At 54.4% G+C, this 25,170-nt stretch carries 20 protein-coding genes; 11 read left to right on the forward strand and 9 right to left on the reverse strand.

Annotated elements, in window-relative coordinates; translation table 11 throughout:
* The first annotated feature begins 1 nt into the window (after position 1).
* Together fepG and U869_RS0117020 are read left to right on the forward strand one after the other, a co-directional pair.
* Positions 2 to 1,027, forward strand: a complete 1,026-nt coding sequence (gene fepG / locus U869_RS0117015; protein WP_025122169.1) for an iron-enterobactin ABC transporter permease — start codon at positions 2 to 4, stop codon at positions 1,025 to 1,027.
* On the forward strand, positions 1,024 to 1,827 hold the full coding sequence (locus U869_RS0117020; RefSeq protein ID WP_025122168.1) for an ATP-binding cassette domain-containing protein: 804 nt from the start codon (positions 1,024 to 1,026) through the stop codon (positions 1,825 to 1,827). The genes fepG and U869_RS0117020 overlap by 4 nt, the downstream gene beginning before the upstream one ends.
* A 29-nt stretch (positions 1,828 to 1,856) precedes the next feature.
* On the opposite strand, the gene U869_RS0117025 is transcribed toward U869_RS0117020, so the two are convergent.
* Genes U869_RS0117025 through fes form a run of 3 tightly spaced genes read right to left on the reverse strand, consistent with a single transcriptional unit; the run spans position 1,857 to position 7,406 of the window.
* Positions 1,857 to 5,807 (reverse strand): enterobactin synthase subunit F, encoded by a 3,951-nt coding sequence (locus U869_RS0117025; RefSeq protein WP_025122167.1) that lies wholly within the window; start codon positions 5,805 to 5,807, stop codon positions 1,857 to 1,859.
* Positions 5,808 to 5,836: 29 nt separating this feature from the next.
* Positions 5,837 to 6,043: an MbtH family protein gene (locus U869_RS0117030; protein WP_025122166.1), complete on the reverse strand. Its 207-nt coding sequence runs from the start codon at positions 6,041 to 6,043 to the stop codon at positions 5,837 to 5,839.
* 10 nt (positions 6,044 to 6,053) lie between these two features.
* Positions 6,054 to 7,406, reverse strand: a complete 1,353-nt coding sequence (fes, locus tag U869_RS0117035) for an enterochelin esterase (protein ID WP_071998251.1) — start codon at positions 7,404 to 7,406, stop codon at positions 6,054 to 6,056.
* 305 nt (positions 7,407 to 7,711) lie between these two features.
* On the opposite strand from fes, the gene U869_RS0117040 reads away from it, so the two are divergent.
* The 3 genes from U869_RS0117040 to U869_RS0117050 all read left to right on the forward strand — a co-directional run bounded on the left by U869_RS0117040 (position 7,712) and on the right by U869_RS0117050 (position 11,250).
* Entirely contained in the window at positions 7,712 to 10,009 is a 2,298-nt protein-coding gene (locus U869_RS0117040) for a TonB-dependent siderophore receptor (protein ID WP_025122164.1), read from the forward strand.
* 157 nt (positions 10,010 to 10,166) lie between these two features.
* On the forward strand, positions 10,167 to 10,709 hold the full coding sequence (locus U869_RS0117045; RefSeq protein ID WP_025122163.1) for a nucleotidyltransferase family protein: 543 nt from the start codon (positions 10,167 to 10,169) through the stop codon (positions 10,707 to 10,709).
* A 91-nt stretch (positions 10,710 to 10,800) separates the two neighbouring features.
* The gene (locus U869_RS0117050) at positions 10,801 to 11,250 is read left to right on the forward strand and encodes a FlxA-like family protein (protein ID WP_025122162.1); all 450 of its coding nucleotides are present in this window, start codon (positions 10,801 to 10,803) and stop codon (positions 11,248 to 11,250) included.
* A 2-nt stretch (positions 11,251 to 11,252) separates the two neighbouring features.
* Here the strand turns inward: U869_RS0117050 and U869_RS0117055 are convergent, their stop codons facing one another.
* Complete coding sequence (locus U869_RS0117055) at positions 11,253 to 12,173, reverse strand: LysR family transcriptional regulator (protein ID WP_025122161.1); 921 nt, start codon at positions 12,171 to 12,173, stop codon at positions 11,253 to 11,255.
* A 96-nt stretch (positions 12,174 to 12,269) separates the two neighbouring features.
* On the opposite strand from U869_RS0117055, the gene U869_RS0117060 reads away from it, so the two are divergent.
* Positions 12,270 to 13,262, forward strand: a complete 993-nt coding sequence (locus tag U869_RS0117060) for a bile acid:sodium symporter family protein (RefSeq protein WP_025122160.1) — start codon at positions 12,270 to 12,272, stop codon at positions 13,260 to 13,262.
* Between the two features lie 35 nt (positions 13,263 to 13,297).
* Here U869_RS0117060 and U869_RS0117065 read toward each other — a convergent pair whose 3' ends face one another.
* From U869_RS0117065 to zipA, 3 genes are all read right to left on the reverse strand, one after another.
* Positions 13,298 to 13,513 (reverse strand): DUF3820 family protein, encoded by a 216-nt coding sequence (locus U869_RS0117065; protein ID WP_025122159.1) that lies wholly within the window; start codon positions 13,511 to 13,513, stop codon positions 13,298 to 13,300.
* A complete protein-coding gene (ligA, locus tag U869_RS0117070; protein WP_025122158.1) occupies positions 13,513 to 15,534 on the reverse strand; it encodes an NAD-dependent DNA ligase LigA in 2,022 nt (673 codons plus the stop codon). The genes U869_RS0117065 and ligA overlap by 1 nt, the downstream gene beginning before the upstream one ends.
* 77 nt (positions 15,535 to 15,611) lie before the next feature.
* Complete coding sequence (zipA, locus tag U869_RS0117075; protein ID WP_025122157.1) at positions 15,612 to 16,568, reverse strand: cell division protein ZipA; 957 nt, start codon at positions 16,566 to 16,568, stop codon at positions 15,612 to 15,614.
* A gap of 222 nt (positions 16,569 to 16,790) precedes the next feature.
* Between zipA and cysZ the strand changes: the two genes are divergently transcribed.
* The 5 genes from cysZ (at position 16,791) to U869_RS0117105 (ending at position 19,809) form a co-directional block, all read left to right on the forward strand.
* On the forward strand, positions 16,791 to 17,552 hold the full coding sequence (cysZ, locus tag U869_RS0117080; RefSeq protein WP_025122156.1) for a sulfate transporter CysZ: 762 nt from the start codon (positions 16,791 to 16,793) through the stop codon (positions 17,550 to 17,552).
* Positions 17,553 to 17,854: 302 nt separating this feature from the next.
* Entirely contained in the window at positions 17,855 to 18,118 is a 264-nt protein-coding gene (locus tag U869_RS0117085; protein WP_025122155.1) for a hypothetical protein, read from the forward strand.
* A 10-nt stretch (positions 18,119 to 18,128) separates the two neighbouring features.
* Positions 18,129 to 18,368, forward strand: coding sequence for a DinI-like family protein (locus U869_RS0117090; protein WP_025122154.1), 240 nt, complete (start codon positions 18,129 to 18,131; stop codon positions 18,366 to 18,368).
* Between the two features lie 638 nt (positions 18,369 to 19,006).
* On the forward strand, positions 19,007 to 19,417 hold the full coding sequence (locus U869_RS0117100) for a helix-turn-helix domain-containing protein (RefSeq protein ID WP_025122152.1): 411 nt from the start codon (positions 19,007 to 19,009) through the stop codon (positions 19,415 to 19,417).
* The gene (locus U869_RS0117105; protein ID WP_025122151.1) at positions 19,408 to 19,809 is read left to right on the forward strand and encodes a hypothetical protein; all 402 of its coding nucleotides are present in this window, start codon (positions 19,408 to 19,410) and stop codon (positions 19,807 to 19,809) included. Before U869_RS0117100 ends, U869_RS0117105 begins: the two co-directional genes overlap by 10 nt.
* A 163-nt stretch (positions 19,810 to 19,972) precedes the next feature.
* Here U869_RS0117105 and U869_RS31505 read toward each other — a convergent pair whose 3' ends face one another.
* Both U869_RS31505 and U869_RS0117115 read right to left on the reverse strand, forming a co-directional pair.
* Positions 19,973 to 21,673 (reverse strand): prophage tail fiber N-terminal domain-containing protein, encoded by a 1,701-nt coding sequence (locus U869_RS31505; protein ID WP_025122150.1) that lies wholly within the window; start codon positions 21,671 to 21,673, stop codon positions 19,973 to 19,975.
* A 68-nt stretch (positions 21,674 to 21,741) separates the two neighbouring features.
* Positions 21,742 to 25,119 carry a DUF1983 domain-containing protein gene (locus tag U869_RS0117115; RefSeq protein WP_025122149.1) on the reverse strand — a complete coding sequence of 1,126 codons (3,378 nt, stop codon included), beginning with the start codon at positions 25,117 to 25,119 and terminating at the stop codon, positions 21,742 to 21,744.
* Between the last annotated feature and the right edge of the window lie 51 nt (positions 25,120 to 25,170).

Genomic DNA, 25,170 nt, shown 5'->3' on the forward strand with positions numbered 1-25,170 from the left:
GATGAGCCTGCTGGTTTCCCGCCTGATCCTCAACAAAAAACCGCTGCGGCTGGCTCGCCCGTTGGCCACTGCGTTGCTATTGTTATTCGCCTGCCTGGCGCTGGCAGTCTATGCCCTCGGTTCTGGCACCTTGCAACTCAGCGCGGCACAGGTGATCGATGCGCTGCGCGGCGAAGGCCCGGCCAACCTTGCGGTAATCGTCACCCAGTGGCGTTTGCCTCGCGTTGCCATGGCCTTGCTGCTAGGTGCGGCGCTTGGCCTCAGCGGTGCGATTTTCCAGTCACTACTGCGTAACCCACTCGGCAGCCCAGACGTGATCGGCTTCAATACCGGTGCCTATAGTGGCGTGCTGGTCGCCATCGTGCTGTTTAACGGCGGGGTTATCGGCATAACTTCTGGCGCGTTGGCCGGTGGCCTGTTAACCGCCGCAGTGGTTTATCTGCTGGCCTGGAGTCATGGGGTCGAAACCTTCCGCCTGATCATTGTCGGGATTGCCGTTCGCGCCTTGTTGATGGCGGTCAATACCTGGATGATCGTTAGCGCCTCGCTGGAAGCATCGATGGCCGCCGGATTGTGGAACGCCGGCTCCCTCAACGGTATCACCTGGGCAAAAAGCCTGCCGGTGCTGGCGGTACTGCTGCTGGCGTTACTGCTATTGCTGACGTTGACGCGGCGTATGCGAATGCTGGAAATGGGTGATGATACCGCCTGCGCACTCGGCGTAGGTGTTGAACGTTCCCGTCTGCTGCTGTTGCTGACGGGCGTGGTGCTAACCGCTGCTGCCACCGCCGTGGCGGGCCCGATTTCCTTTATTGCCCTGGTTGCCCCGCAAATTGCCCGCCGCCTGTGCGCCAACCAGAACGTCCTGCTACTCACCGCACTGACCGGTGCCTTATTATTGCTGGCGGCCGATGTGGCTGCGCAGCGCTTGTTTATGCCTTATCAACTGCCGGTCGGCGTGTTGACCGTCAGCATTGGTGGCATCTATCTGATTTGGTTACTAATCCGCGAGTCACGAAACAAATGAATGCTGAAACCTCGTTAACCGCACCGTTGCGTGCCGAAAACCTGACGCTGGGCTACGACAAGAAAATCGTCGCACGCGATCTTTCAGTGTCTATTCCTCAGGGCGAACTGACGGTGATTATTGGGCCGAACGCCTGCGGTAAATCCACGCTGCTGCGCACCCTCAGCCGGTTGATGCAGCCCCAGGCCGGTTCGGTGTGGCTGAATGGCCGACAAATCCGGGAATATCCCACCAAGGAAGTCGCACGTCAGTTAGGCCTGTTACCGCAAAGCTCGATAGCCCCAGGCGATATTACGGTATTCGATCTGGTTGCCCGTGGCCGCTATCCTCATCAGAGCCTGTTCAGCCGCTGGCAGGAACAAGATCAGCAAGCCGTGGAGCACGCCATGCGCTCTACCGGCGTCGCCCAGTTGGCTGACCAACCGGTCGATACCCTGTCAGGCGGACAACGCCAGCGGGTGTGGATTGCGATGGTACTGGCCCAGCAAACGCCGCTGCTGCTGTTGGATGAACCAACCACCTGGCTAGATATCACCCATCAAATCGATCTGTTGGAACTTCTGCGCCAACTGAACCGGGAGAATAATTACACGCTGGTGGTGGTGCTGCACGATCTCAACCATGCCTGCCGCTATGCCACCCATCTGATCGCTATGCGTGACGGCAAAGTGGTGGCCGAGGGTGCCCCAAAAGCTATTGTGACGCCGGAGCTAATCGAAGAGGTTTACGGGCTGAAGTGCGTGATCATCGACGATCCGGTTTCGCATACGCCGCTGGTGGTGCCGTTGGGGAAAGAGTAAATCGGCCCCCGCTTACGGGGGCCATGCCATTACAACGCCCGCAATACCCGGTTCAACAACGGGCCGAGCACCTTGAACGAGGCCGGTGAAACGATATCCACATGCGCACAGTCCAGTTCAAACACCTGCAACGCATCGACATACTCCGCCCAGGTCTGCTGCACGTCCATACCTGCCTGCAAGGTGCGCTTAGCGACAAACAGCGTCGCCTGCCCCTGGAATTGCGCTGTGTGGGTGCGTGACAACAGCCTGACCGAATCCGCGTAGTTAGCCTCGATATTGTCAAACATCGCCACCCGCGTTTCGCCCAGCGCCGGATCGAGCGTATCTTCCGATACCGCCAGGAACTGCTCGCGCTCACGCTGCACCTCTTTAAGCACGTTATCGTCCAGCATCACGTCCCAGTTCTGGGTTTCTGGCGGATAGGTATCCAGCAAGCCAAGGAAAGCGACTTCCTCACCCCGCGCCTGCAAGCGGGCCGCAATACCTTGAGCCAACGTCCCGCCCAGCGAATAGCCGATAAAGTGATACGGGCCATGCGGCTGTACCTGCAATACCGTGGCCAGATGCGCATCGCAGACCTGATCCATATCCTCCCCCAGCGCTAACGGGCCATCTGGCCGAGGAGATTGAATGCCCACCAGCGACCAATGCTGATCGATATAGCGCGGCAGCACGCTGAACTGCCAGGAGAAACCAGAAGCCGGATGCAGGCAGAACAACGTCGGGCCTTCGGTAACGCGCAGCGGCAGCACGCTGTCGAAGCCGCATTGGTCAGCCTCTTCCTGCGTGCGTTCTTCTGCCAGCAGTTGAGCCAGTTGCTCCACTTTGGAAGCTACCATCACCTGCCCGACCGACACCGCTTTACCCAGATCGCGCCGCAACTCCGCCGCCAGACGCATCGCCAGCAACGAATGCCCGCCCAGGGCAAAGAAATCATCATCGGCAAACACCTGTTCGCGCTGGAGCAAACGGGCAAAGACGGCGGCGATATCACTTTCCAAACCCGGCTCTGGCTCACGCCCGGCCTTACTTGCTCCGGTTTGTGGCTGGGGTAAGGCTTTGCGATCGAGTTTACCGTTAGCGCTCAGTGGCAATTCGGCCATTTCAACCAGCGCAATCGGTACCATATGCGGCGGCAAGCGATCGGCTAATGCGGCCCGCAAGGCTTCGCTGTCCAGTTGCACATCGGATTGCGCGACCAGGTAGCCCACCAGTTGCCGGGCATCGCCACCCATCGCATCGGCGACCGTGCCCTCCAGAACCAAGGCATGGGCCACCGCCTGACGCACGCCAGGCAGTGACAACAAAGCGTGGTCGATCTCACTGAGCTCAATCCGCTGGCCACGAATTTTCAGTTGATCGTCGCTACGCCCCAGATATTCTACCGCGCCGTCTGGTAGCCAGCGGGCAACATCACCGGTGCGATACATCCGGCCACCATCACCTTGCGGATCGGCGACGAAACGGCTGGCAGTCAGATCCGGCCTAGCTAGATAACCATGAGCCAACTGCACACCGGTCAGATAGAGATCGCCAGCAACACCAGGTGGCACGGGCCGTAAGCGCGCATCCAGAATACGTAAACCGGTATTCCACACTGGTAAACCGATAGGAACGTTGGCGCCAGTGACTGCGGCAAGAGCATCACCAAAGGCTGGATGCCAGGTCACATCCACTGCCGCCTCGGTCGGGCCATACAAATTATGCAATGGTACCTGAGTGCGGCTCTGCCACAGGCGGCACAGCTCTGCCGGTAATGCTTCACCGCTACAGAACACCTGACGCAATGGTTGGCAATGGGCGATGGCGGTGGCGCTATCCAGCGCGCCGACGAAGGCCGCCAGCATCGAGGGAACAAAGTGCATGGTCGTGACTTTATGTCGATCGATTAGCGTTTGCAGCTGCTGCGGATCGCGATGCGCCTCCGGTGGAGCCATCACTAACTGTGCGCCCACCATCAGCGGCCAGAAGAATTCCCACACCGAAACGTCAAAGCTGCACGGCGTTTTTTGCAGCACCACATCATCTGCCGTCAGCGGGTACTGATGCTGCATCCACAGTAAACGGTTAACGATGGCCTGATGACCAACCAGCACGCCTTTTGGCCGCCCGGTTGAACCGGAAGTAAAAATGATATAGGCCGGATGATGCGGCGTTGGGCCTTGGATAGGGCTCAATGCAGTTGCATCGGCGGCCAGCGGCGCATCGTATAACAGCACTTCGCCCTGCCCCACAAAGCGTGCTTGTTGTGAAGCGTCGGTGATGATCAAGCGCGGTACCGCGTCCTCCAGCATCATGCTGAGGCGTTCATCTGGATAGCCGGTATCCAATGGCAAATAGGCAGCCCCCGCCTCCACAATCGCCATCAGCGCCAGTGACAAGAAGACCGAACGCGGCAAGGCCACCGCCACGATGTCGCCCGGTTGCACACCTTGAGCCACCAAGCGCTGAGCCAGAGCGATCACCTGTTCACGAGTTTCGCGGTAGTTGAACCGATAATGTTCATCCGCCAGTGCCGGGGCATGCGGAGTTTTATCTGCTTGCTCGGCCAGCAGACCGCTAAGGGTCTGTGCTGGCACCGGGTAGGTGGTGTCGTTCACCTTGGCCAGCAGGGCGTGATCTTTTTCACTCAGCAAATCGGCTTCGCTCACTGGCAATGCCGGTTGGGCCGCAAACTGCCGTAGCAACAGCGGCAAACGCTGTAAGTGTTCCGTCAATTCGGCCAGTTGATAGCGCTCGGCATTGGCTAACAGCTCAATCTTCAGCGTACCGGCCTCGTCGATAAACAAGGCGATTTCCAGATCGCGCACCGGCCCAGAGGCCAGATCGTGAGTGATCCCTTCGATGCCAGCAAAATCGAGCTGATAATCAAACATTTTAAAGTTGAAGACGGTGCCATACAGCGGTTGGCTGTCGCCAATCCGCCCCAGATCGCGCTGTACCTGCTCGGCATCATAGCGCTGGTGGCGGCGGGCAAACTTCAATTCCCGGCTGATTTGCGCGGCGATATCGGCCAACGTTGCCTGCGGTGCGACGTGCATCTCTACTGGCAGCACGTTAATGACCGGCCCGGCGGCACAAAGAGCGGCCGACCCCATACGACGCATAAAGATAAACCCGGCACTGTAGCTGGTTTGGCCCGTCAGGCGAGCGACCCACACGGCCACCAGCGCCATTGCCATATCGGCAGCGCTGAGCTGTTGTTGCTGGCCTGCGCTGACTAGTGGCGCAAAATCCTGCGCGGCACAGAACTGCGCCAAACGATGAATACGCGTGGAGGGTGCCTGCCCGGCCAACGGCTGAGGGCACAGGGTGGCAGGCGTAGGCAGCTGCCGTGCCTTGTTCAACCAAAACTCGGCGTCACGCTGGTAACCCGGGGACTGCTGATACTGCTGATATTCCGCCACCACATCGCTGAACGGCGTAAACGGTGAAGGCTCCAGCTGCTGGTGTTGGCACAGTCGGGTGTAAATATTGGCGATACGCCGAGCGATGGCGGTAAAGCTAAAGCCATCAACCACCAGATGGTGGTAACGCTGATACCAGAACCAGCGATCGTCAGCCAGACGCATCAAGATATGGCGATAGAGCGGCTTACCGCTGCTCACCCGCAATTCGGCACCCAGATCGATCTGCATCAGCGCATGTGCCGCCGCTTCTGCATCCGCCGAGTCGCTTAAATCAACCCACTCCGCCGCAGCCAGCGGCATAGTGGCGTCGTAATACTGCATCGGCACACCATCACGCTCGACGAAACGCAACCGTAAGGTATCCACTTCGGCCAAACCTAGAGCGATCGCCTGTAACAGGTGGTCTTTCTCCAGCGGGCCATTCAGTTCGATATAATGGGCGACCGCATAGGCATTACCGTACGGCGAAATTTGATCGGCAACCCAAATACCGGGCTGCGCCGCTACCAATGGCAACTCAGCGCTAACAACCTGCTGCCCGGTGGGTAAAATAGAGGTTTCTGACACGACGTTTGCTCCAGTTGTCGTTATTTGCTTCAAGCCTGAGACTGTGCTGCGGGCCGCATATCCTGCCAATGTTGCTCCAGCCAATGGACACAGTGCTCGCGGGAGTCTGGGCCAAACACGCTGACCCAGCCTGTCGGGATGGCGCTGAAATCCGGCCACAGGCTGTAAAGCTGCTGGTCATTACGCAGGACGTAGCAAATTTGCTGCTCATCATCGAACGGGTTCAAGGTTTCCATTACTTGCTCCTTAAGCGTGAAGAGGGTCGGCCGAGGGGTTAGGTTCGGCAAGGCGGTTGGTCTTATCCGCCCAGTGAGCCAACAAGCCATCCATCAGGCCGCCGCGCCAGCACAAGGCATCATGCCCCCCCTCTACCAGCCGATATTGCACCTGATGTCCGGTGGCGCTTAACAGAGCCGCCATCTGGTCGTTAACCCGGTGGACCAGTTTTTCATGCGATCCGGCTTCTAAAAATACCTTCAGCTTGCCGCGAGCCCCCAACTGCCGCTCTTCTACCTGACGGATCAGCCAGCAGGCATCCTCAGGCACGCTCGGCAGCTGCAACATATCGCGGCGAGGCCACCAGAAAGAGCCCGATTGGCTGATGGTGGCACCAAAATATTCCGGCCAGCGCAGACCCGCGTAGAGCGATCCCAGGCCACCAAAGCTTTGTCCGGCGACCACAGTGCTGACAGCCTCACGGCTGTGCGGTGCCCAGTCGGCCAGTTGCGGTAATAGCTCTTCCTGCAACGCCAGCCAGAATTCGTCGTTACAGGTCAGTTCCCGCGCACGGTGTTGCTGGTCTATCACATCGATCAGCAGGTAAACCGCTTCTGGCAATTGGCCAGCACGTGTCAGCTGCATCAGTGGATCCCAAACCGGCATCTGTCTGGCCCAGAATTGGCCATCGAGCAAAATAGCCAATGGCCGCTCCGCCGGATGACTTTCACCAGTGGTGTAAACCCAGACGTGGCGGGAAGTCCCTAATCGCTGACTATGCCAGGTATACCGTTGCAGTTTGGCTGGAGGAGCAGGCGTGCAGCGCCCGCTGGTCACCGCATAGTTGTCGAAATCTTGCCAGGCTGGCTGCTGAGGTGCCTGCGGCATATGCAGGCCAGAGAGATAATGCCCCCCCACGCCGGGCCAGGCGCGGTAAGGATTAAGCAGATCGTGAGTTGCGCTGGCAAACACCTGTTGCCACCAATGGCGGGTGGAATGCATGTTGGCGTGAGTATTGTTTCCCTGCGGTTCGAACGGGCGATCCACCATGCTGGGGATAAAACAGTAGCTGCCGCGCCAGTCGCCTTGCAGCTCGGTTTGCCAATACCAGACATCCGAGCCGGTTAATCGCTCTAAACTTTGTGGGGGCGACGCTTGATGATGATCGGTGAGGCAGTTGACATGGATCCAAACCCGCCGATAGGCCGAGGTAAGTTCACCGCCCTGAGGGTCGCGCCATAAGAACGTCACCTTCCATCTGCCATTATCCAGCGGCTCCACCAAAGGGGTACCACGCCGGGCGATGTCCAGCCACCAACCGTGGCTCCCTGCATGCTTGCTCGCCAATAACGTACTGCTTGCTGGTTGTTGTTCAGTTTTCAAAACGCCCACTCATTGTGTTGTTGGCAAGGCACGCCGTGCGACTCACCGGTTCCCAAATGCCAAACGGCATAAGGAATACTATTGATAATTATTTGCATTTGCAATAGTGTATACAGGCTCCAAATAGAGCCGGCATTCTTCAACAGGGATGGGTGCCGTATTATTGAACGGCATTTTGTGGTCAGCCAGCCTGGCTCATGAGTTCCGTTGCAATTTTCGACTACACAATAAAACTACAACAAACCGTTCCGTTACCGGCTTGCACACAGCGCCGCGTAAGGAAGGTTGTTAGGTAGGAACCTAAAATGAATCGGAAGTTATCTCGTTATTCTTTAGCCACACTCATCGGGTTAGGATTGGGCACGTCTGCATTTTCCGTTACGGTCAATGCCGAGCAAACGGCCACCGCCTCAGGCAGCGCTGCGCAGTCTGAGAAAAATAAAAAAGAAGCCGCCGCTGAAGATGTCATTGTAGTCACCGCTGCCAAGCAAAACCTTCAGGCTCCCGGCGTTTCCACCATCACCGCCGAAGAAATCAAACGACGCCCTCCGGCTCGTGATATCAATGAATTAATCCGCACCATGCCGGGGGTAAACCTGACCGGTAACTCCACCAGCGGCCAGCGCGGCAACAACCGCCAGATCGATATCCGCGGCATGGGGCCAGAAAACACCTTGATCCTGATCGATGGCAAACCTGCCAGCAGCCGCAACTCGGTGCGTCAGGGCTGGCGTGGCGAGCGTGATACCCGTGGCGATACCGCCTGGGTGCCACCGGATATGATCGAGCGTATCGAAGTCCTGCGTGGCCCAGCGGCTGCCCGCTACGGTAATGGCGCAGCAGGCGGCGTAGTCAACATCATCACCAAGAAGACTACCCAGGAGCTGCACGGCACCCTGAACGGTTATTTCAACGTGCCGCAGCACAAAGAGGAAGGTTCGACCAAGCGTACCGATTTCAGCCTTTCTGGCCCGTTAAGCGACCAGTTGAGCTTCCGCCTGTTCGGTGGCTACAGCAAAACGCAGGCCGACGCCTGGGATATTAACCAGGGGCATCAGTCCGAGCGTACCGGCACCTATGCCAATACCCTGCCCGCGGGCCGCGAAGGGTTGATCGACAAAAATATCGATGCCCTGCTGCACTGGGAATTTGCCCACTTACAGTCATTGGAATTCCAGTATGCCTATGGCCGTCAGGGCAACCTGTACGCCGGGGACACGCAAAACACCAATACCAATGCGTTGGTACAAAGTAACTACGGTAAAGAGACCAACCGTATGTATCGCGAAACCTATGCGGTCAATTATCGCGGGACATGGGATAGTGGTGTAAGCACCACCAACTATGTCCAGTTTGAGCGTACCCGCAATACCCGTTTAGCCGAAGGGCTGGCCGGGGGTACCGAAGGGATCTTCTCCAGCGACAGCTATAACACCACCCGTCTGGACGATTTCCTGGCGCACAGCGAAATCAGCATTCCCTTCGATATGTGGGTGCCACAAACCGCAACGCTGGGTACCGAGTGGAATCAACAGAAGATGAAGGATCCGTCTTCAACCACCCAGTCGTTGACCGGCACCAATACCGGTGGCGCCATTCCTGGTACCGACAGCACCAACCGCAGCCCGTATTCCTCCGCAGATATCTTCTCGCTGTTTGCCGAAGATAATATCGAGCTGACCGACACTACGATGCTGACTCCAGGCATGCGTTACGATCACCACTCCGAGGCCGGTAACAACTGGAGCCCATCGCTTAACCTGTCACAGGAATTGGGCGATCTGTTTACCCTGAAAATGGGCATCGCTCGTGCCTACAAGGCACCCAACCTGTTCCAGAGCAACGGCAATTACATTCTCTACAGTAAAGGCCAAGGCTGCGCCGCCAGTGCGACGGGAACCGGGTGCTACCTGGTAGGTAACGACGATCTGAAGGCCGAGAACAGCGTCAACAAAGAGATCGGGCTGGAATTCCACTATGAAGGTTGGCAGGCCGGTATCACCTACTTCCGTAATGATTATCGTAACAAGATCGAGGCTGGCTACTCGCCAACGGCCTCTACCGCCAGCAAAACCGATATCTATCGCTGGGAGAACGTGCCTAAAGCGGTGATCCAGGGCCTGGAAGGGACGTTGAACGTGCCGGTTAGCGAAACCGTAGCCTGGAACAACAATGCCACCTACATGATTGAAAACGAGAATAAAACCACCGGTGATTACCTGTCGATTATTCCCAAGTTCACCATCAACTCAACCCTGAGCTGGCAGGCCACGCAGGATCTGTCATTGCAAACCACCGCAACCTGGTACGGCCGTCAGAAGCCGAAGAAGTACAACTACCGTGGCGAACCTACCACTGGCCCGGAAACCCGTGAGGTTAGTCCTTACGCGATCTTTGGCCTGAGCGGTACCTATGCGTTGACTAAAAATGTCAGCGTGACGACGGGGATCGACAACATGTTCGACAAACGTCAGTTCCGTTCCGGTAACTCGCAAAACGTGGGTAACCCGATCACCGGGGCAGTCAATATCTACGGCGCAGGGGCGGCAACCTATAACGAACCGGGCCGGACTTACTTTATGAGCCTGAACACCCAGTTCTGATTTTGAACGGGCGCAGCATGCTGCGCTCCTAGGTTATGAGCCCGGTCGGGTTCGTCAGTCATCTCAGCGCGGCACATATGCCGCGCTTTTTTTTGCCCTTTTCGCTATCACGCTACCGCGGGTTTCGGGTTACAGTAGCGGCGACAAAGGAGAATACATGGATCCGCAGCAACAAATTATTGATTGGTTACGCCAAGATAGCGAGCGTATGCAGGCATTGTGCACCGTTCGGCGGCTTGGTCTGCACGACTGGTGCCTAGGGGCAGGTTTTGTACGCAATCTGGTATGGGACCGGCTGCATGGCTTTACGACCAGCACGCCACTCAACGATATCGATGTGATCCATTTCGATCCGCGCCATAACGACGCCGAGCGCGACCAGATGCTGGAGTCACGCCTGCTGGAATGGATGCCGCAACCTTGGTCGGTAAAGAATCAGGCGCGGATGCACCTGCGCAGCAATCGTGCTCCCTATCGCGACAGCGAAGATGCCATCAGTTACTGGACAGAGATCGAAACTGCCATAGGTGCCAGATTGCAGGCCGACGACAGTATCCAACTGGTCGCCCCTTTTGGCCTACAGGCACTGTTCAACAACACCATCACCTTCAACCCCAAGAGCAACAACCAGCTCGCTTTCGAACAGCGCGTAGCGGAAAAACGGTGGCTTGAGCACTGGCCAAAGCTCAAACGGGTGTAAATACTTATTACGTAGGGGGGCCGCATGCTGCGCCCGATAAAGTTTTGCCGCAATCTGCCGATACTTCCTGCAAGATACCAGGGAGAAATTTATGTCGGCTAATATTACGATGATTGTGCCTATCAAGAACCCTATTGCCGGGGTCAGCGAAGTTTTCACCGCCACCGGCAAAGGTGGGGCTGCACTGATGGCAGCACCGGTTAATAATGCCCCAGAAGCGGGGAAGGCCAAAAAAACCGACAATGATGCACCGGTGGCTCCGAAAGATAGCAGCGCGGCCTCGCGTATTTCAGCACTGTTCAAGCAGATCCAGAACTTGCAGCAAAAGCTCGTTGAGCTGCAAAACTCGGATGGCGACGCCAAGCAGATCGAACAGCAAAAACAGCTGATCATGAGCCAGATCCAGATGCTCCAGGCCGAGATCGCACGCATTCAGCAACAAGAAATGGAACAGCAGCAGCAAGAGCAGATGGCCAAGGCCATGCAAGGTGATGGCATCAACCGCCCGACGGCAGACAACGCCGTGGATGTTTATATATAAACCTAGTAATCGGCCTGCTGCTCACGCCGTTGCTGTAGCCGTTCCGCTTGTTCGCGCACGATCTGCCAGATCACCTCCGCCGCCGGCGTCAGTGAACGGTTCTTACGCCGTACCAGCATCAATGCCCGGTTGATTTCCGGTACCAAACGCCGTACCGCCAGTTGCCCTCCTTCCGGCAGCGGTAATGCCAAAGCAGGGAAAATACTGACACCGATCCCCGCTGTAACCATGGGGAACAGCGTGGCCGGGTGGCCAATCTCCTGCACTACCTGCGCATTCACCCGTTGCTGACGTAGCGCGCTATCAATCAGCGGGCGGCTGCCGGACGCATAGTCCTGCAACACCAGACGGCAACCATTCAGCGCCGACCATTCCACCGTTTGCAAGGCAGCAAACGGATGGTCGTTACGGCACAGCAACAAAAAGGGCTCATGCAGGATCGGTTCACAGTCCAGATCCACCGCCTGCACCGGATCGACCACAATGCCAAAATCCACCTCGGCGTTGCGGATACTTTGCAGCACCTGCTGTTGCGGCTGGTCGCGTAACAGAAAACGGATCTCTGGATATTGCTGTTCGCCTGCGGCGATGCACTGTGGCATCAGATGGGCGGAAATAGTCTGGCTCGAGGCGACGCGCACCGTGCCACTGCGTTGCACACCAAAGCTGCGGGCATCCAGCAAAGTGGCCTGAAGTTCATCCAGCAAGCGCTCAACGCGCTTGGCAAGCCGTTGTCCAGCCTCGGTGAGGATCACCTCACGCGTGGTGCGATCCAATAACCGCACGCCCATTTCCGCCTCCAACTCCTTGACGCTGTGGCTGACCGCTGACTGCGATAGTCCGATAGCTTCACCTGCGCGGCTAAAGCTGCCATGCCGGGCGATTGCAACAAAGATCCGTAGTTGTTTGAGAGAGTAATTCATGTGTTTTATTCATAGATGAATGCAATAAATCAATTTTATTATTATATGCCGCCACGCAACAATGGACGCATCGATTTTTACCCCGAGTATGCCGCGATGAAATTCTTGCCCGACCGTTTCACCCTGACGCTGATAGCTACTGTGCTGCTGGCTTCCTTTTTACCCGCACGCGGCGAGTTTGTCGGTTGGCTCAATGGGTTGACCATTGCTGCCATCGCCCTGCTGTTTTTTATGCACGGTGCCAAACTGTCCCGCGAAGCGATCCTGGCGGGCAGCAATAACTGGCGCTTACACCTGTGGGTGATGTGCAGCACTTTCCTGGTGTTCCCATTGCTGGGCGTATTGTTCAAATGGTGGTCTCCCATCAACGTCAGCCCCGAGCTGTATTCCGGCTTTATCTACCTATGCATTCTGCCTGCCACCGTACAATCGGCCATAGCCTTCACTTCGCTGGCCGGAGGCAACGTCGCGGCGGCGGTATGCAGTGCGTCCGCCTCAAGCCTGTTGGGGATTTTTGTCTCCCCCTTGTTGGTTGGTCTGCTGATGAATGTGCACGGTGATACCGCCAGTCTGCAACAGGTGGGGTCTATTGTGTTGCAACTGTTGGTGCCTTTTGTGGCCGGGCATCTTTCACGCCCGCTGATCGGCAACTGGATCGAGCGTAATCGCAAGCTGATTGGCAAAACCGATCAGACTTCAATTCTGCTAGTGGTTTACGCCGCATTCAGCGAGGCGGTAACACATGGCATCTGGCATCAGGTCGGCATTGGTTCGCTGGTGTTTATTGTAGTGTTCAGTCTGGTACTGCTGACGCTGGTGCTGCTAGTGAATACTTACATGGCGCGCTGGCTGGGGTTCAGCAAGCCCGATGAGATCACCATTGTGTTCTGCGGGTCCAAGAAAAGCCTGGCCAATGGCATTCCGATGGCCAACATTCTGTTCCCGGCAGCCAGCGTAGGGATGATGGTGCTGCCGCTGATGATCTTTCATCAGGTGCAGTTGATGACTTGCGCCGTGCTGGCCAAACGCTACCAGAAACAGCAGCAGGCAAGACAGGCAATACTGAACGCCAAAGCGGCGGAGGGATAATCTGACGGGCGCAGCATAGTGTTGCGCCCATCGGTTCAGCTTTTCTTCAGGGGTTTGATCAGATGATCCAGCCCTTCAATTTTAATCGCCAACGTCATTTCCATCAACATCCCCAGCTTGCCATTGGGGAATTCGCCCTTGCGGGCAAACCATAGCAGATACTCTTCCGGCAGGTCGATTAGCGCCCGGCCCTGGTATTTGCCAAAAGGCATGATGGTATTGGCGATCTCAATCAGGTTTTCCTTTTCCATCATACCCCCAGCAGGCGGATCATCTCAGCTTCGTCAATCACCTCGATCCCCAATTCCTGCGCCTTGACCAGCTTGGAACCCGCAGCCTCACCGGCGATCACCAAATCGGTTTTCTTGGATACGCTGCCGCTGACCTTGGCCCCCAGCACGGTCAGCCGATCTTTGGCTTCGTCGCGGGAAAGCTGGCTGAGAGAACCGGTCAGCACCACAGTTTTACCGGCAAACGGGCTGTCGATCTCTTCCGCCACCACCACTACCGGCGCAGGCCAGTTAATGCCGATTTCTGGGCTGGTCAGTTCGTTAATCACCTGTTGGTTATGCGCTTCAGCAAAGAAGTTCACCACGTGGCTAGCCACCACTCCGCCAACATCCGGCACCTGCTTTAATGCCTCCAGATCGGCTTCTCGCAGCTTCTCCAGCGAGCCAAAATGCGCCGCCAGACCGGCGGCGGTCGCCTCTCCCACTTCCCGGATGCCCAACGCATACAGGAAGCGCGCAAACGTAGTCTGTTTGGCGGTGTTTAACGCATTGACCAGATTCTGTGCCGATTTTGGCCCCATACGATCCAACCCAGTCAGAATACCGGCGGAAAGACGGAACAAATCGGCCGGCGTTTTGACATATTCTTTATCGACCAGTTGCTCGATGATTTTATCGCCCATGCCGTCAACGTCCATCGCACGGCGGGAAACGAAGTGCTTCAACGCCTCTTTCCGTTGGGCACCGCAGATCAGGCCACCGGTACAGCGCGCAATGGCTTCACCTTCTACCCGCTCCACATCGGAACCACATACTGGGCAGTGCAGTGGGAACACCACTTCACGCGCATCCTGTGGGCGGCGCTCTTCAATCACCCCGACCACTTTCGGGATCACATCTCCGGCACGGCGTACAATCACCGTGTCGCCAATGCGCAGGCCAAGGCGTTCGATTTCATCGGCATTATGCAGCGTGGCATTGCTGACAATCACCCCGGCGACCAGCACTGGCTCCAGACGTGCTACCGGCGTAATGGCCCCGGTGCGCCCAACCTGGAATTCCACTTCACGTACTACGGTGATCTGCTCTTGTGCCGGGAATTTGAATGCCGTCGCCCAGCGTGGTGCACGGGCGACAAAACCCAGAGATTCTTGCAAATCGATATCGTCGATCTTCACCACTACGCCATCGATATCAAAACCAAGATTGATACGATCCTGTTCTACCTGACGGTAGAACGCCAACACCTCATCGCTACCGGTACAGAGCTTGACGCGACCGCTCACCGGCAAGCCCCAGGCTTTGAACTGCATCAGGCGTTGCCAATGGCTGCGCGGCAGTTCGCCCCCTTCCAGCAAGCCAACGCCATAGCAGAAGAAGGTCAGTGGCCGCTTGGCCGTGATGCGTGGATCGAGCTGGCGCAGCGACCCCGCCGCCGCATTACGCGGGTTGGCAAAGATTTTGCCATCCTTGCGACGCGCTTCTTCGTTCATCTGCTCAAAACCGGCGTGCGGCATAAACACTTCGCCACGGACTTCCACGCGACGCGGAATATTGTCACCGGTCAAGCGTAGCGGGATGGCGCGGATGGTGCGCACATTGGAGGTGATATTCTCACCGGTGGTGCCATCGCCACGCGTGGAGGCACGCACCAGCTCACCGTCTTCATACAGCAGGCTGACGGCCAACCCGTCTAGCTTCAGCTCACAGCAGAAGGTCAGCGGTTCGCTGCTTTTCAAGCGATCCTGCACGCGCTTGTAAAATGCCAGATAGCTTTCTTCATCAAAGACGTTGTCCAGCGACAGCATCGGCACTTCATGGCGCACCTGCTCAAATGCCGCCAAGGGGGACGCCCCTACTCGCTGGGTTGGCGAATCGGCGGTGATCAGCTCAGGATGGGCCTCTTCCAGCTTACGCAGCTCACCCATCAGGCGATCGTATTCCACATCCGGGATCTCCGGCGCATCGAGTACGTGATACTGATACTCGTGATGGCGTAATGCGGTGCGTAGTTGATTGATTGTTTCGTTAATCGAGGCCATGGTTCACCATCAAAGATAAAAAACCCCCGGCTGGCGGGGGTTCTGGATTACGGATTATGCAGCGCACTGGCAACCGGTCAGGCGTTGTTTTCCAACACTTCGCGGATGCGTGCTTTATAGGTTTCCAGCTTTTGCGGGGTCATCATGCGGCGCTCGTCGTCCAGCACCACGCCACCCACGTCGTCGGCAATGCGTTGCGCCGATTGCAGCATCAGCTTGAAGTTCTGATTGGCATCGCCATAAGACGGCACCATCATAAACATCGATACGCCCGGCGTAGAGAAATCAGACATCATTTCCGGATCGAATGACCCAGGCTTGACCATATTGGCCAGGCTGAACAACACAGGGCCACTGCCTGCCGGGCTGATATGGCGATGGAAGATCCCCATTTCACCAAATTGGAAGCCTGCCTGCAGCACACTTTGCAGCAACACTTCACCGCCGATCACGCCGCCTTGATGAGCAGCAACGTGCAGCACCAATACGGTTTCCTGCAATTTTGCCGGTTTAAGCGGTTCAGGAGCCGGAGCAGGCTGCGGCTCACGCACGGGTTCTGCGTGGTGGAAGGCTGGCTCAGGCGTATGGGCCGCAGGCATATCGTCAACGCGCGGTTCACGACGCACAACAGGCTGCTGCGGCTCTTCGTCTTCGTCCTGGGCATAGTTGTCCAACAGGATGTCGTCGTAGTCCGGCCGCTGGGAAAGCGGCGCAGGCTGAGCTGGCCGAGGCGCTGGCTGTGCTGCAGGAGCGGGCCTTGGTGCAATCACCGGCTCTTCGCGTGCGACATCGATATGACCCATTGAGGGCTCATCCTCAGGCTCGGAACGAGTGGCACGAATACGCACCTCCCCCACACCTTCGGCTGGTTCATCAACGGGAGTTGGTTCACGCTCGTTTTTCGAGCGTTTGGCTGGGCGATCGCGAAAAAGGGACGAGCGTTCCTTACGGCTGGTCCACAGACCATGTAATAACAACGCTATTATGGCGATCGCGCCAACAACGATTAATATCAGACGCAAATCCTGCATCATTGCTATCTCTGTTGTTCCAAGACATTGCCACCGCGGCAAACATTCACTCTTTAACTCTATTTGCCCGCAGGCACAAGTGCAAGTCCGTGCTGAACTTTATGCCAATAAAGATGATTATTCGGCATTTTTTTGCTGTTTTTTCAGCCAATGTGACTCTAGCCAGTGGAAAATCAACCCTATATGATGGAGTTGCCTGTTCAGCCAAAGAGAAAATCCCAAGATATGTCCTATGTACCTCCCCCTGTCGGCTCCACCAACGGCTTCCATTATTTTGCCCAAGGCTGGCGCCTGATTTCGCGCCCGGGAATTAAACGCTATGTCGTTTTGCCCTTGCTGGTTAACGTGCTGCTGATGGGGTCTGCCTTCTGGTGGCTGTTCAGCCAACTGGGTGACTGGATCCCCAGCATGATGAGCCACGTGCCAAGCTGGCTCCAGTGGCTGAGTTATCTGCTCTGGCCGATCGCGGTCATTTCCGTATTGTTGGTATTCAGCTACCTGTTTAGCACCATCACCAACCTGATCGCCGCGCCGTTTTGTGGGCTGCTGGCGGAACAGCTCGAAGGCAGCCTGACCGGTAAACCGCTGCCGGATACCGGCATGCTGGGTGTGGTCAAAGATCTGCCGCGCATCATGTCCCGTGAATGGCGCAAGCTCATGTATTACCTGCCGCGCGCGCTGGGCCTGTTGTTGCTCTATTTCATACCAGGCATCGGCCAAACGCTGGCACCGGTGCTGTGGTTCCTGTTCAGCGCCTGGATGCTGGCTATTCAATACTGCGATTATCCGTTTGATAATCACAAGGTCAGCTTTGCCGATATGCGCCTGGCATTGCGCCAGCACAAAACCGATAACCTGCAGTTTGGTGCATTGGTCAGCCTGTTCACCATGATCCCGATCCTCAATCTGGTGATCCTGCCGGTCGCGGTGTGCGGTGCCACGGCGATGTGGGTGGACCGTTATCGTTCGCAATTTGTGCGCCACTAATGACCGGGCGCAGCATGCAGCGCCCCTACGTAGCCAGCTTCACGAGGTTTGTCAGTGGTCTCTAGGGCGCTTTGGCGCCCTTGTTATTGTGCTTAAAACTTATTCTCTAATATTATACCAATCCGCTGGAGATAACTAATTGTTTATGCGTTAGTTATCGCCACAATAATCAGTCAGCATCATCGAAATCTTATAAATTAAAATTACTGAAAAAACAACACATTAAAAATAGTTTTGCAGAACGTTTTTTCTTTGGATTATACTGTATGCATGCACAGTAAAACCTATAAGGCATCCTATCAATGAAACCTCAAGACGAACTCCAAGGTATGCGGGTGTTAACTGAATTCCAAACTGACCACAGCGCCTATGGCCAATTTGTATTGCTCCACTCTTCCTTCGCAGACACTATGGCTTCCGTCTGCCTAGCTAAGGCCACCGATTACCCTGATCAGCAGGTAATGATCCGCCTGGATGTCGCCAAAGCCCTTATCAGTGAGCTACAAAAACGCGTCGATTACATCGAGGCAGGCATTGAGCATAACGAATTCAAAATCTTAGATTGAGGATAAAATCATGCTGCATGTTGAAGTGATCATCGATAAGAAAAAGAAACTGCCGGAGGGGGCCGCCTCAGCACTGGCCGTTGAACTGAACAAGCGATTACAACGTAAGTTTCCAGATGTAGAAGCTACGGTTAGGCTGGCGGGAACGGGTGGGCTATCGGTGCGAGGTGGTACCGATGACGATAAAGCGGCGATCGAGGAAATACTACAGGAGACGTGGGAAAGTGCCGAAGATTGGTTTCAACAATGATGATTACACGCCTAATAATTCGGACAAGTGAGAGTATGCCCTCAATGATTAGAAATACTGATTAAAATACCAGCATTTGAGAACCAAAAGATCTGTTCTATGATACTGTAATCAAAACGGTTAGGTACACAGAAGATTCAGTATCAAGATGCATAGTAGATTGCATCAAAAGCAGTTACATTTTTTGGTTGGCTCACTTGGAGTTTGTGAGTTAATATATATATTAACTATGGACTAGTAGATGATTGAGAAAATTTTTCGTGGGGAGTGCTTCACTTTAGTTCATTGTGAAGGTGCCATAAAGTCTCTAACTGAATCGCTCAAAAGCATCTCACCGGCGAAGAAACAGAAATCAATGATCATTAGCCTAAAACTACAGATCGAAAGACTAACTTCAGGGAAGAGATCTGCGGAGCTTAGTGTAAGGAAGGAAGGGCTTTTACCTTCTTTCAAAAGTAGACCCCCTAAAAATTTTTGGGCTATCAAGAAGATACCTATTAGAGGGTATTACTGGGAGTCCGAGAGGAAAGAAATGACTTACTTTATAAGTCATTATATTTACAAGGATTTTGATCAATTGCATGATTCAGATACCAAGAAAGTATGCAATAACTGGAATCGAATCGAGGAGTTGTTAGATGAGAGCTAAGATACAGGTGGAAGACTTTGAGTTTCCCATTGTGAGCGAGAGAGAGATGGCTTGCGAGCGCTTGCTGTTCAACACTACTGAAGATATTCTTTTAGCCATGCAGGACAGTGGCGTTACTCAGTCTGTACTCGCAAAAAAAATAGGGAAGTCGAGACCATACGTATCCAAACTTCTTGATGGCACCAGAAATATGACGCTAAAAACTTTAGCTGATATTTCATTCGCTCTCGGCGCGGAAGCAAAAGTCGCGATAATCAAGGATGGTCGAGATGTTTCTCATCATCTAATACCTGAGCGCCAGCAATATATAACCACATCAAATAACATATCAACAAAATCTGCGTACACAATAAAAATAAAACTCAGCACTCAAAAAATGGAATATACAAAATGCTGCTAAGTGAACTTACATTAATTGAAGCATCAGTGGTTGACATAAACTTCGCCCAGAAATCTCTTGGTTCTGGTGACGGAATGTTAAAAATTGAGTATGGTCAATTGGTGTTTGAAGGTGGCGGAATACTGTCTGATGATGAGTCAAAGTCTACGATAAAAGTTACAGCGAAGCCTTCGGTTGTAGGGGGTAGAGATAATTTTAAAAAAATTGATTTCTCACTAAAAATTACCATGCATATGCTTTATACTTATCCAAGAACGGTTTCTTTAAATGAATCATTTTTAGAAGAAAATACTTGGTATTTTGCATCTTTATTACGGACACACTTCAAATTTTTCGCTGATGATATTTTGAAAAATACAACAATAAGCGGTGTGGAATTGCCTTTAAACTAGAAGTTTCGTAATCTTAATTAAGCTGAAATTTCTGATTTTTTCCGGCAGAAAATTCCTCTCCAAAAATCACGACCTAAATTACCATATAATATATAGCATGCTTTAACTTCTTAGTGTTTACCTTTAGGCTTCATCTAGGCCGGGATTTCTCCCGGCCTTGTTACTACTCGCGAGGTTCTTCTGTCGGTTCAGTTTCACCTGGTGCCGATTCTTCACCGCTTTCCGGCTCTGTTACATCCGGCTGCCCTGGTTCCAAGATAACGTCCTCTTCCGTTTCCGGCTCGGGGACGTACTCTGGCTCATCGCTACCTGGCATCTCAACACGCAGATCAATCCACCGGCCCACTGGGATATCTATCGGCTGGCCTTCTTTGTAGCCTGTCTTGACGTTCTGCGCGAACTTCGGTGCGGTAGAGTTAACCCGGTGGAACGTCTTAATCAACAGATCACCGGTTTCATCAACTTCATAGTCTACCCAGACCAGCGGCAACTTGTTGCGGTCAGTCGGGATTTCGATACCGCCATCTACCCCGCCCCACTCAGCATCAGCATTAAACCCCAGGGTGCCAGAGATTCGATAAACCCCTTCGGAAACCCGCTCGGTGGTCACGCCCTGGCTCTGATCGTTGAGCTCACTCTCGCCGGTACCGAACAGCTTAACGATCGGGGAGGCTTTCTTAACAAAACCGTTGGCGTCTACAGTGGTGTTTGTGCTATGCCATAGCGTAGCCCAGTTTGACCAGACAGCACCTGGCGCACTAACTCGGAAAACTAGATTATTGAGATTTTGCCCCTGCTGGCTCAATAACTGCGCTCTAGAACCACCATCATAACCCCAGGAAATCCCAGCCCAAGCCGCCGTTGTTGGAGTCGGCATGTTCGGTGTTCCTGGTGCCAACCTTATGAACTGATTTATCCCGAGAGTATTAGCGTCAGTGTAAGTCACTGGTGTGGCTGAACCTAAACCATAATCACCGGGTTTTAAAGGGGTTGGCAGGTTTCCCTCAGTCCATACTTTGATAATTTCACGGTCTAATACAATTGTTGGACTATCAACTATTGTTCTTTCCCACTTCCAGTTATTGATTAAGTCTGACATGGATACACCATCTATCGAGGCAGATATATCTCCAATAAATGGATTGTATCGAAGGTAAACCTCATAAGTATTTGCAGACACCTCAATTAGCCCAAGATCGTTTATCAATTGTGAACTGTTTGCTGTCCCCGCTCCATTTGTTACGTAGGCACTTATAGATGCCCTGCCGGATGTATTAATTGTGGTAACCCCACCACTACCCGATCTAATAACTATTTGAGTCAAGCCGTTTGTGCTTGTGCGCCCATTATACTGAGCTGTACCGCCAATGGTTATAACCAGCGTTTTCCCGCCCTGCCCAAAATTTGTGATTTTACCAATTCTGCGCCAGACGATTTCTGCGGTTGCGCCACCAGGGGAGCTGTTTAAGACGCCCGTTACTGCTGTCGCGTTGGTTTCACTCGCCTTTGCCGCTGCTGCTGATGCAGCCGCATCTGCGCGCATGCGGTCTACAGTCGCTACGATCTCCGGGTTAAGGTCAGTTTCACCGGGAATGGTCAAAAAGTCGTTTAACGTCCCCGTTGCAGAGTTTAGCATTACCTGAATACCGCCCACGCGCTCCGGCTGGCGACCTGCGGCAGTAATCATTACATCATACTGACCAGGTTCGACGCTCAGCGTATAGCGCCCTGTGGCGTCAGTGACAGATTGAGAACGTGCCTGGATAACAACTGTTGCAGAAGTTCGGACAGCATGTAGCTCGATTACCACACCCACGCGCGCGTCACCCATTGGGCCTTTTAATACACCGCTGATTACTGCCATATTTTTTACTCTCCAATAAAAAGCCCGCTCAATGGCGGGTGATAGTGATTGTTAGTTTTCCATAACTACTAAGAGAAACGGTTTTGCCCCTTGCGGAATGCCATTACGGCCATATCGCCACTATTCCAATTTTGCCCACTCGGAGCGCCAGTTATTCCAAATTGCACGTCCAGCGACCCGTAAGCGGGCACATTAATAACTAATGCGCCAGAAAAAATGCCCCTTGTATTAGCAGAGTCTTCCCAATACGTCACACCATTTACAGATATAAAGACTTTCCCACTACCGCCGCCACTAACCGACGCGGGTATAATATTTGCGTATGGGACAACAACAATGGACTCATAAGGTAAGCCACCGCTAAAGTAGCGGTTTGTATAGGCATTCACACCAACAAGGCTAAAGCCTTTCCACACACTAGCGGAAACCACATCCCCTAGGATTTTTTCAGCGTAAACTGTGCCGGTAAAGTATCCATCCGCACCGCGCAGCTCACCGCCGAAGTAACCATTATATGCACGAAGTTCACCAGCAAAGTATCCGCTATCAGCATATACATTCCCGCGTACGTTAACCTGCTGAAACTCAGCATAACCATTTTTATTAATGGCCCACCCAGTTTTACCGCTATCCCAGTTATCTGACTGGATATGCTGGGCTATTTTAGCGCTATCTATTGATGCGTTTTTGATGAATGCCGAGTTCATGAATACCTGGCCACCTTCGACCGCGAACGGACTCGATACCGCAGAGCCGGTACCACTAGCCGTATTCAAAATGGCGAACCGATCCGCAACTATAAGCACCTGGCTTTGCATTCCCTCGGGCGTATTTTCGACACCAACACCAATCCCCGCAGTGTATAGCTTGCCATCTTGCGTTTTACCCACTTTGACAGACCACATATCTTGCAGTTTGCTGGCATCCTCAACCGGCCCCAGCAAGTCCTTGCCGAGCTGCGTTTGGGTGATTTGGCCTGTGAGGTAGTCCAGAACGTCACTAGCGTCGCTGCTTGATGTGCCTTGCGTCCATGCAGTCCACGGCCCTGCGTTGCCGAGTCGGTCAACTAAGCGAGCCTGGAACCAGAAATTCACGCCGGCAGCCAACCCGGTCATTGTGTGGCTGCGCTGCGGGTAGGCATAATCGCCCAGGTGCATTTTGCCGCTACCGTTCGAGCTGCGGCTATACCAGATCTCCGTCCTTTGGGTGTCCTCAGCCCCAGGTGGGAACGCCCAATTCAGCACAATGCCAAAGACCTGGCCAGCAGTGGTAAAGCTGGCCAGCGCTGGCGGCTCTCCTATCTTGCCCTTAAGCGTCATTTCCGGGGCGTTGGCCCACACACTGGAAATCTCAGCCGGGTTTATTGCACGAACGCGGGCTTGATAGCGGCCGGCGTAAATTCCCTGCACTTCAAAGCCCAGCGTTGACACGCGCGGGCCGGGTATCCAGTTGCCGTTATCTCTGCGCCACTCCGTTTCGTACGCAATAGCGCTTTCGGCTTTGTCCCACGTCACGTAGAGCGTAGCCACCGCCAACCCCTGGATGGTTGCAGAGTTCTCCCTGATCCTGACGTTGGCCGGTGGAGCCTGAACGCCTGGTGGGATTACAGTGATCGGGCGGTTTTCGATACGCGCACCGGTATCGATACGGGCGTACTTATCCGGGTCATGCTCGATAGCCGTTATATCGAACGAAACACCGTCCTCATTTTCAGTGATGCCGGTAACGCGGAATTGTTGAATAGCCAGATCAGTCGCATCGACAGCCCACGCACATTCTGCCGCTGGCACTTCGCTGTAGTTGGTCGAAACCGTTACCACCTTGCCGCTCACGGCGCTGATTGTCCGGGCTTGTGATTTGCCGCTTGGCAGGTTCACAATCAGGCGCTCACCAACTTTTGCCGACGACACACGGTCTAGGGTGATGTTACGGCCAGAAACAGAGCTGATACGGCCACCGAGCGGGCGGCCAGCCATTGCCTCATCAGCAACGCCGATAATCCACCCCGGTAGCGGGATATTCCCGTCCATCCCAACCGTGAAGGAGATCACCCGGTCTTTGTCATTTGTCAGCAGCAGCCACTTACCGCGCCGGATTGCTTCGGTTTGCCGGGTACAGCCGATAGCAGTTAGATCGGCCTGCTTGACGTTGTAACGGCGAATCAGATTGTTATCAAATACCGGTTCTACAGAGTCCTGGTAGCCGTTTTCCGGGTCGCTCCAGCTCACCATCGCCGTGCTGTAGTGCGTCTTCTCACTGGCGCTGCTGTCGGTAAATAGCCCGTCCTTGACGTTGGCGCGCGTGTAGATGTAATCCACATCGCGGGGCATATCAGCCAGCGCATTCATGCTGTTGTTCGCCCAGTAGGTCATGCCGCGAAAAATGTTTGCGAAGTCACGCAGTACAGTCCAGGCTTCCTCTTGGGACTGGATGTAGGCGTCACACAGGAAACGCGGCTCTGTACCGCTGCCGCCGCGCCCATCGGGTACCAGTTGATCGCAATATTGCGCGATGGCATACAAATCCCACTTTGTGAGCGCCAGGTTCTCGGCTTTCACGCGGCTGCCGATGCTGTAGCGGTCGTTGATCAGCAAATCGTAAAACACCCAGGCGGGGTTATTCGTCCAAGCCCATTTAAAGCTGCCGTTCCACGTACCGGTATAGGTGCGCTTGATCGGGTCGTAGGTCGTGGGGATGCGGATCACGCTGCCTTTCGGCTCACACGACACTTGCGGGATGTTCTGGAACTGCTTGGCATCGAACTGGACAAACAACAGCGCGGTTTCCGGGTACCGCAGTTTCACGTCGATCAGCTCGGTAATCGACTCAGTAACCATTTTATCGGCTATGCGGTTGCTGGTGCTGTTTGGCGTGATCCGACGTACCCTAACCTGCCAGCTAGTGCTGGCCTTGGGTAAATCAATACGGTGGCTGCGCTCGTATTTCGTCGTAGTCTTGCCATCAACAGCCGTTTTCAGCATTTCACGATAGGCACCGCCATCGGTCGCCACGTCGATCGCGTACTCAATACGATAGCCCACCACGTCGCCGTTATCCCACTGTTCTTGCAGTTGCTGCCACGAGAAGCGCACACGAAATGCAGAAAGTTGGGTATTCGTCAAAGAACGCACCCACGGGTTAGCGCTAGTCAGTTCTGTAGCAACGGTTATCTCGTTCTCAACATCAGGCATGCCGGGGATATAGTCCTGATCCGGAGTGCCAGAGCGAAATTCCCACTTCACGCCGGGAAAGTTTTCCGAACCATCTGGGCCGATGATCGGGGTTCCGTCGAGAAAAATATTCTTTCCGTCCAAACCACCAGCCAATTCACCTTCGGCAAGCGCCAGTAAGACTTTCGCATAAGAGGTGGATTGCAGGGAGTCAGGAGATTCTACTGGCGTGTGCGCATCACCGCCGCCACCCTTGCGGCCTTCTATCATAGACATTGATTTTCTCCAGGCGTAAAAAAACCAGCTCTAGGCTGGCCATTGAGGAGT

This window comes from Serratia sp. H1w, from assembly GCF_000633355.1.
GTDB lineage: Bacteria > Pseudomonadota > Gammaproteobacteria > Enterobacterales > Enterobacteriaceae > Chania.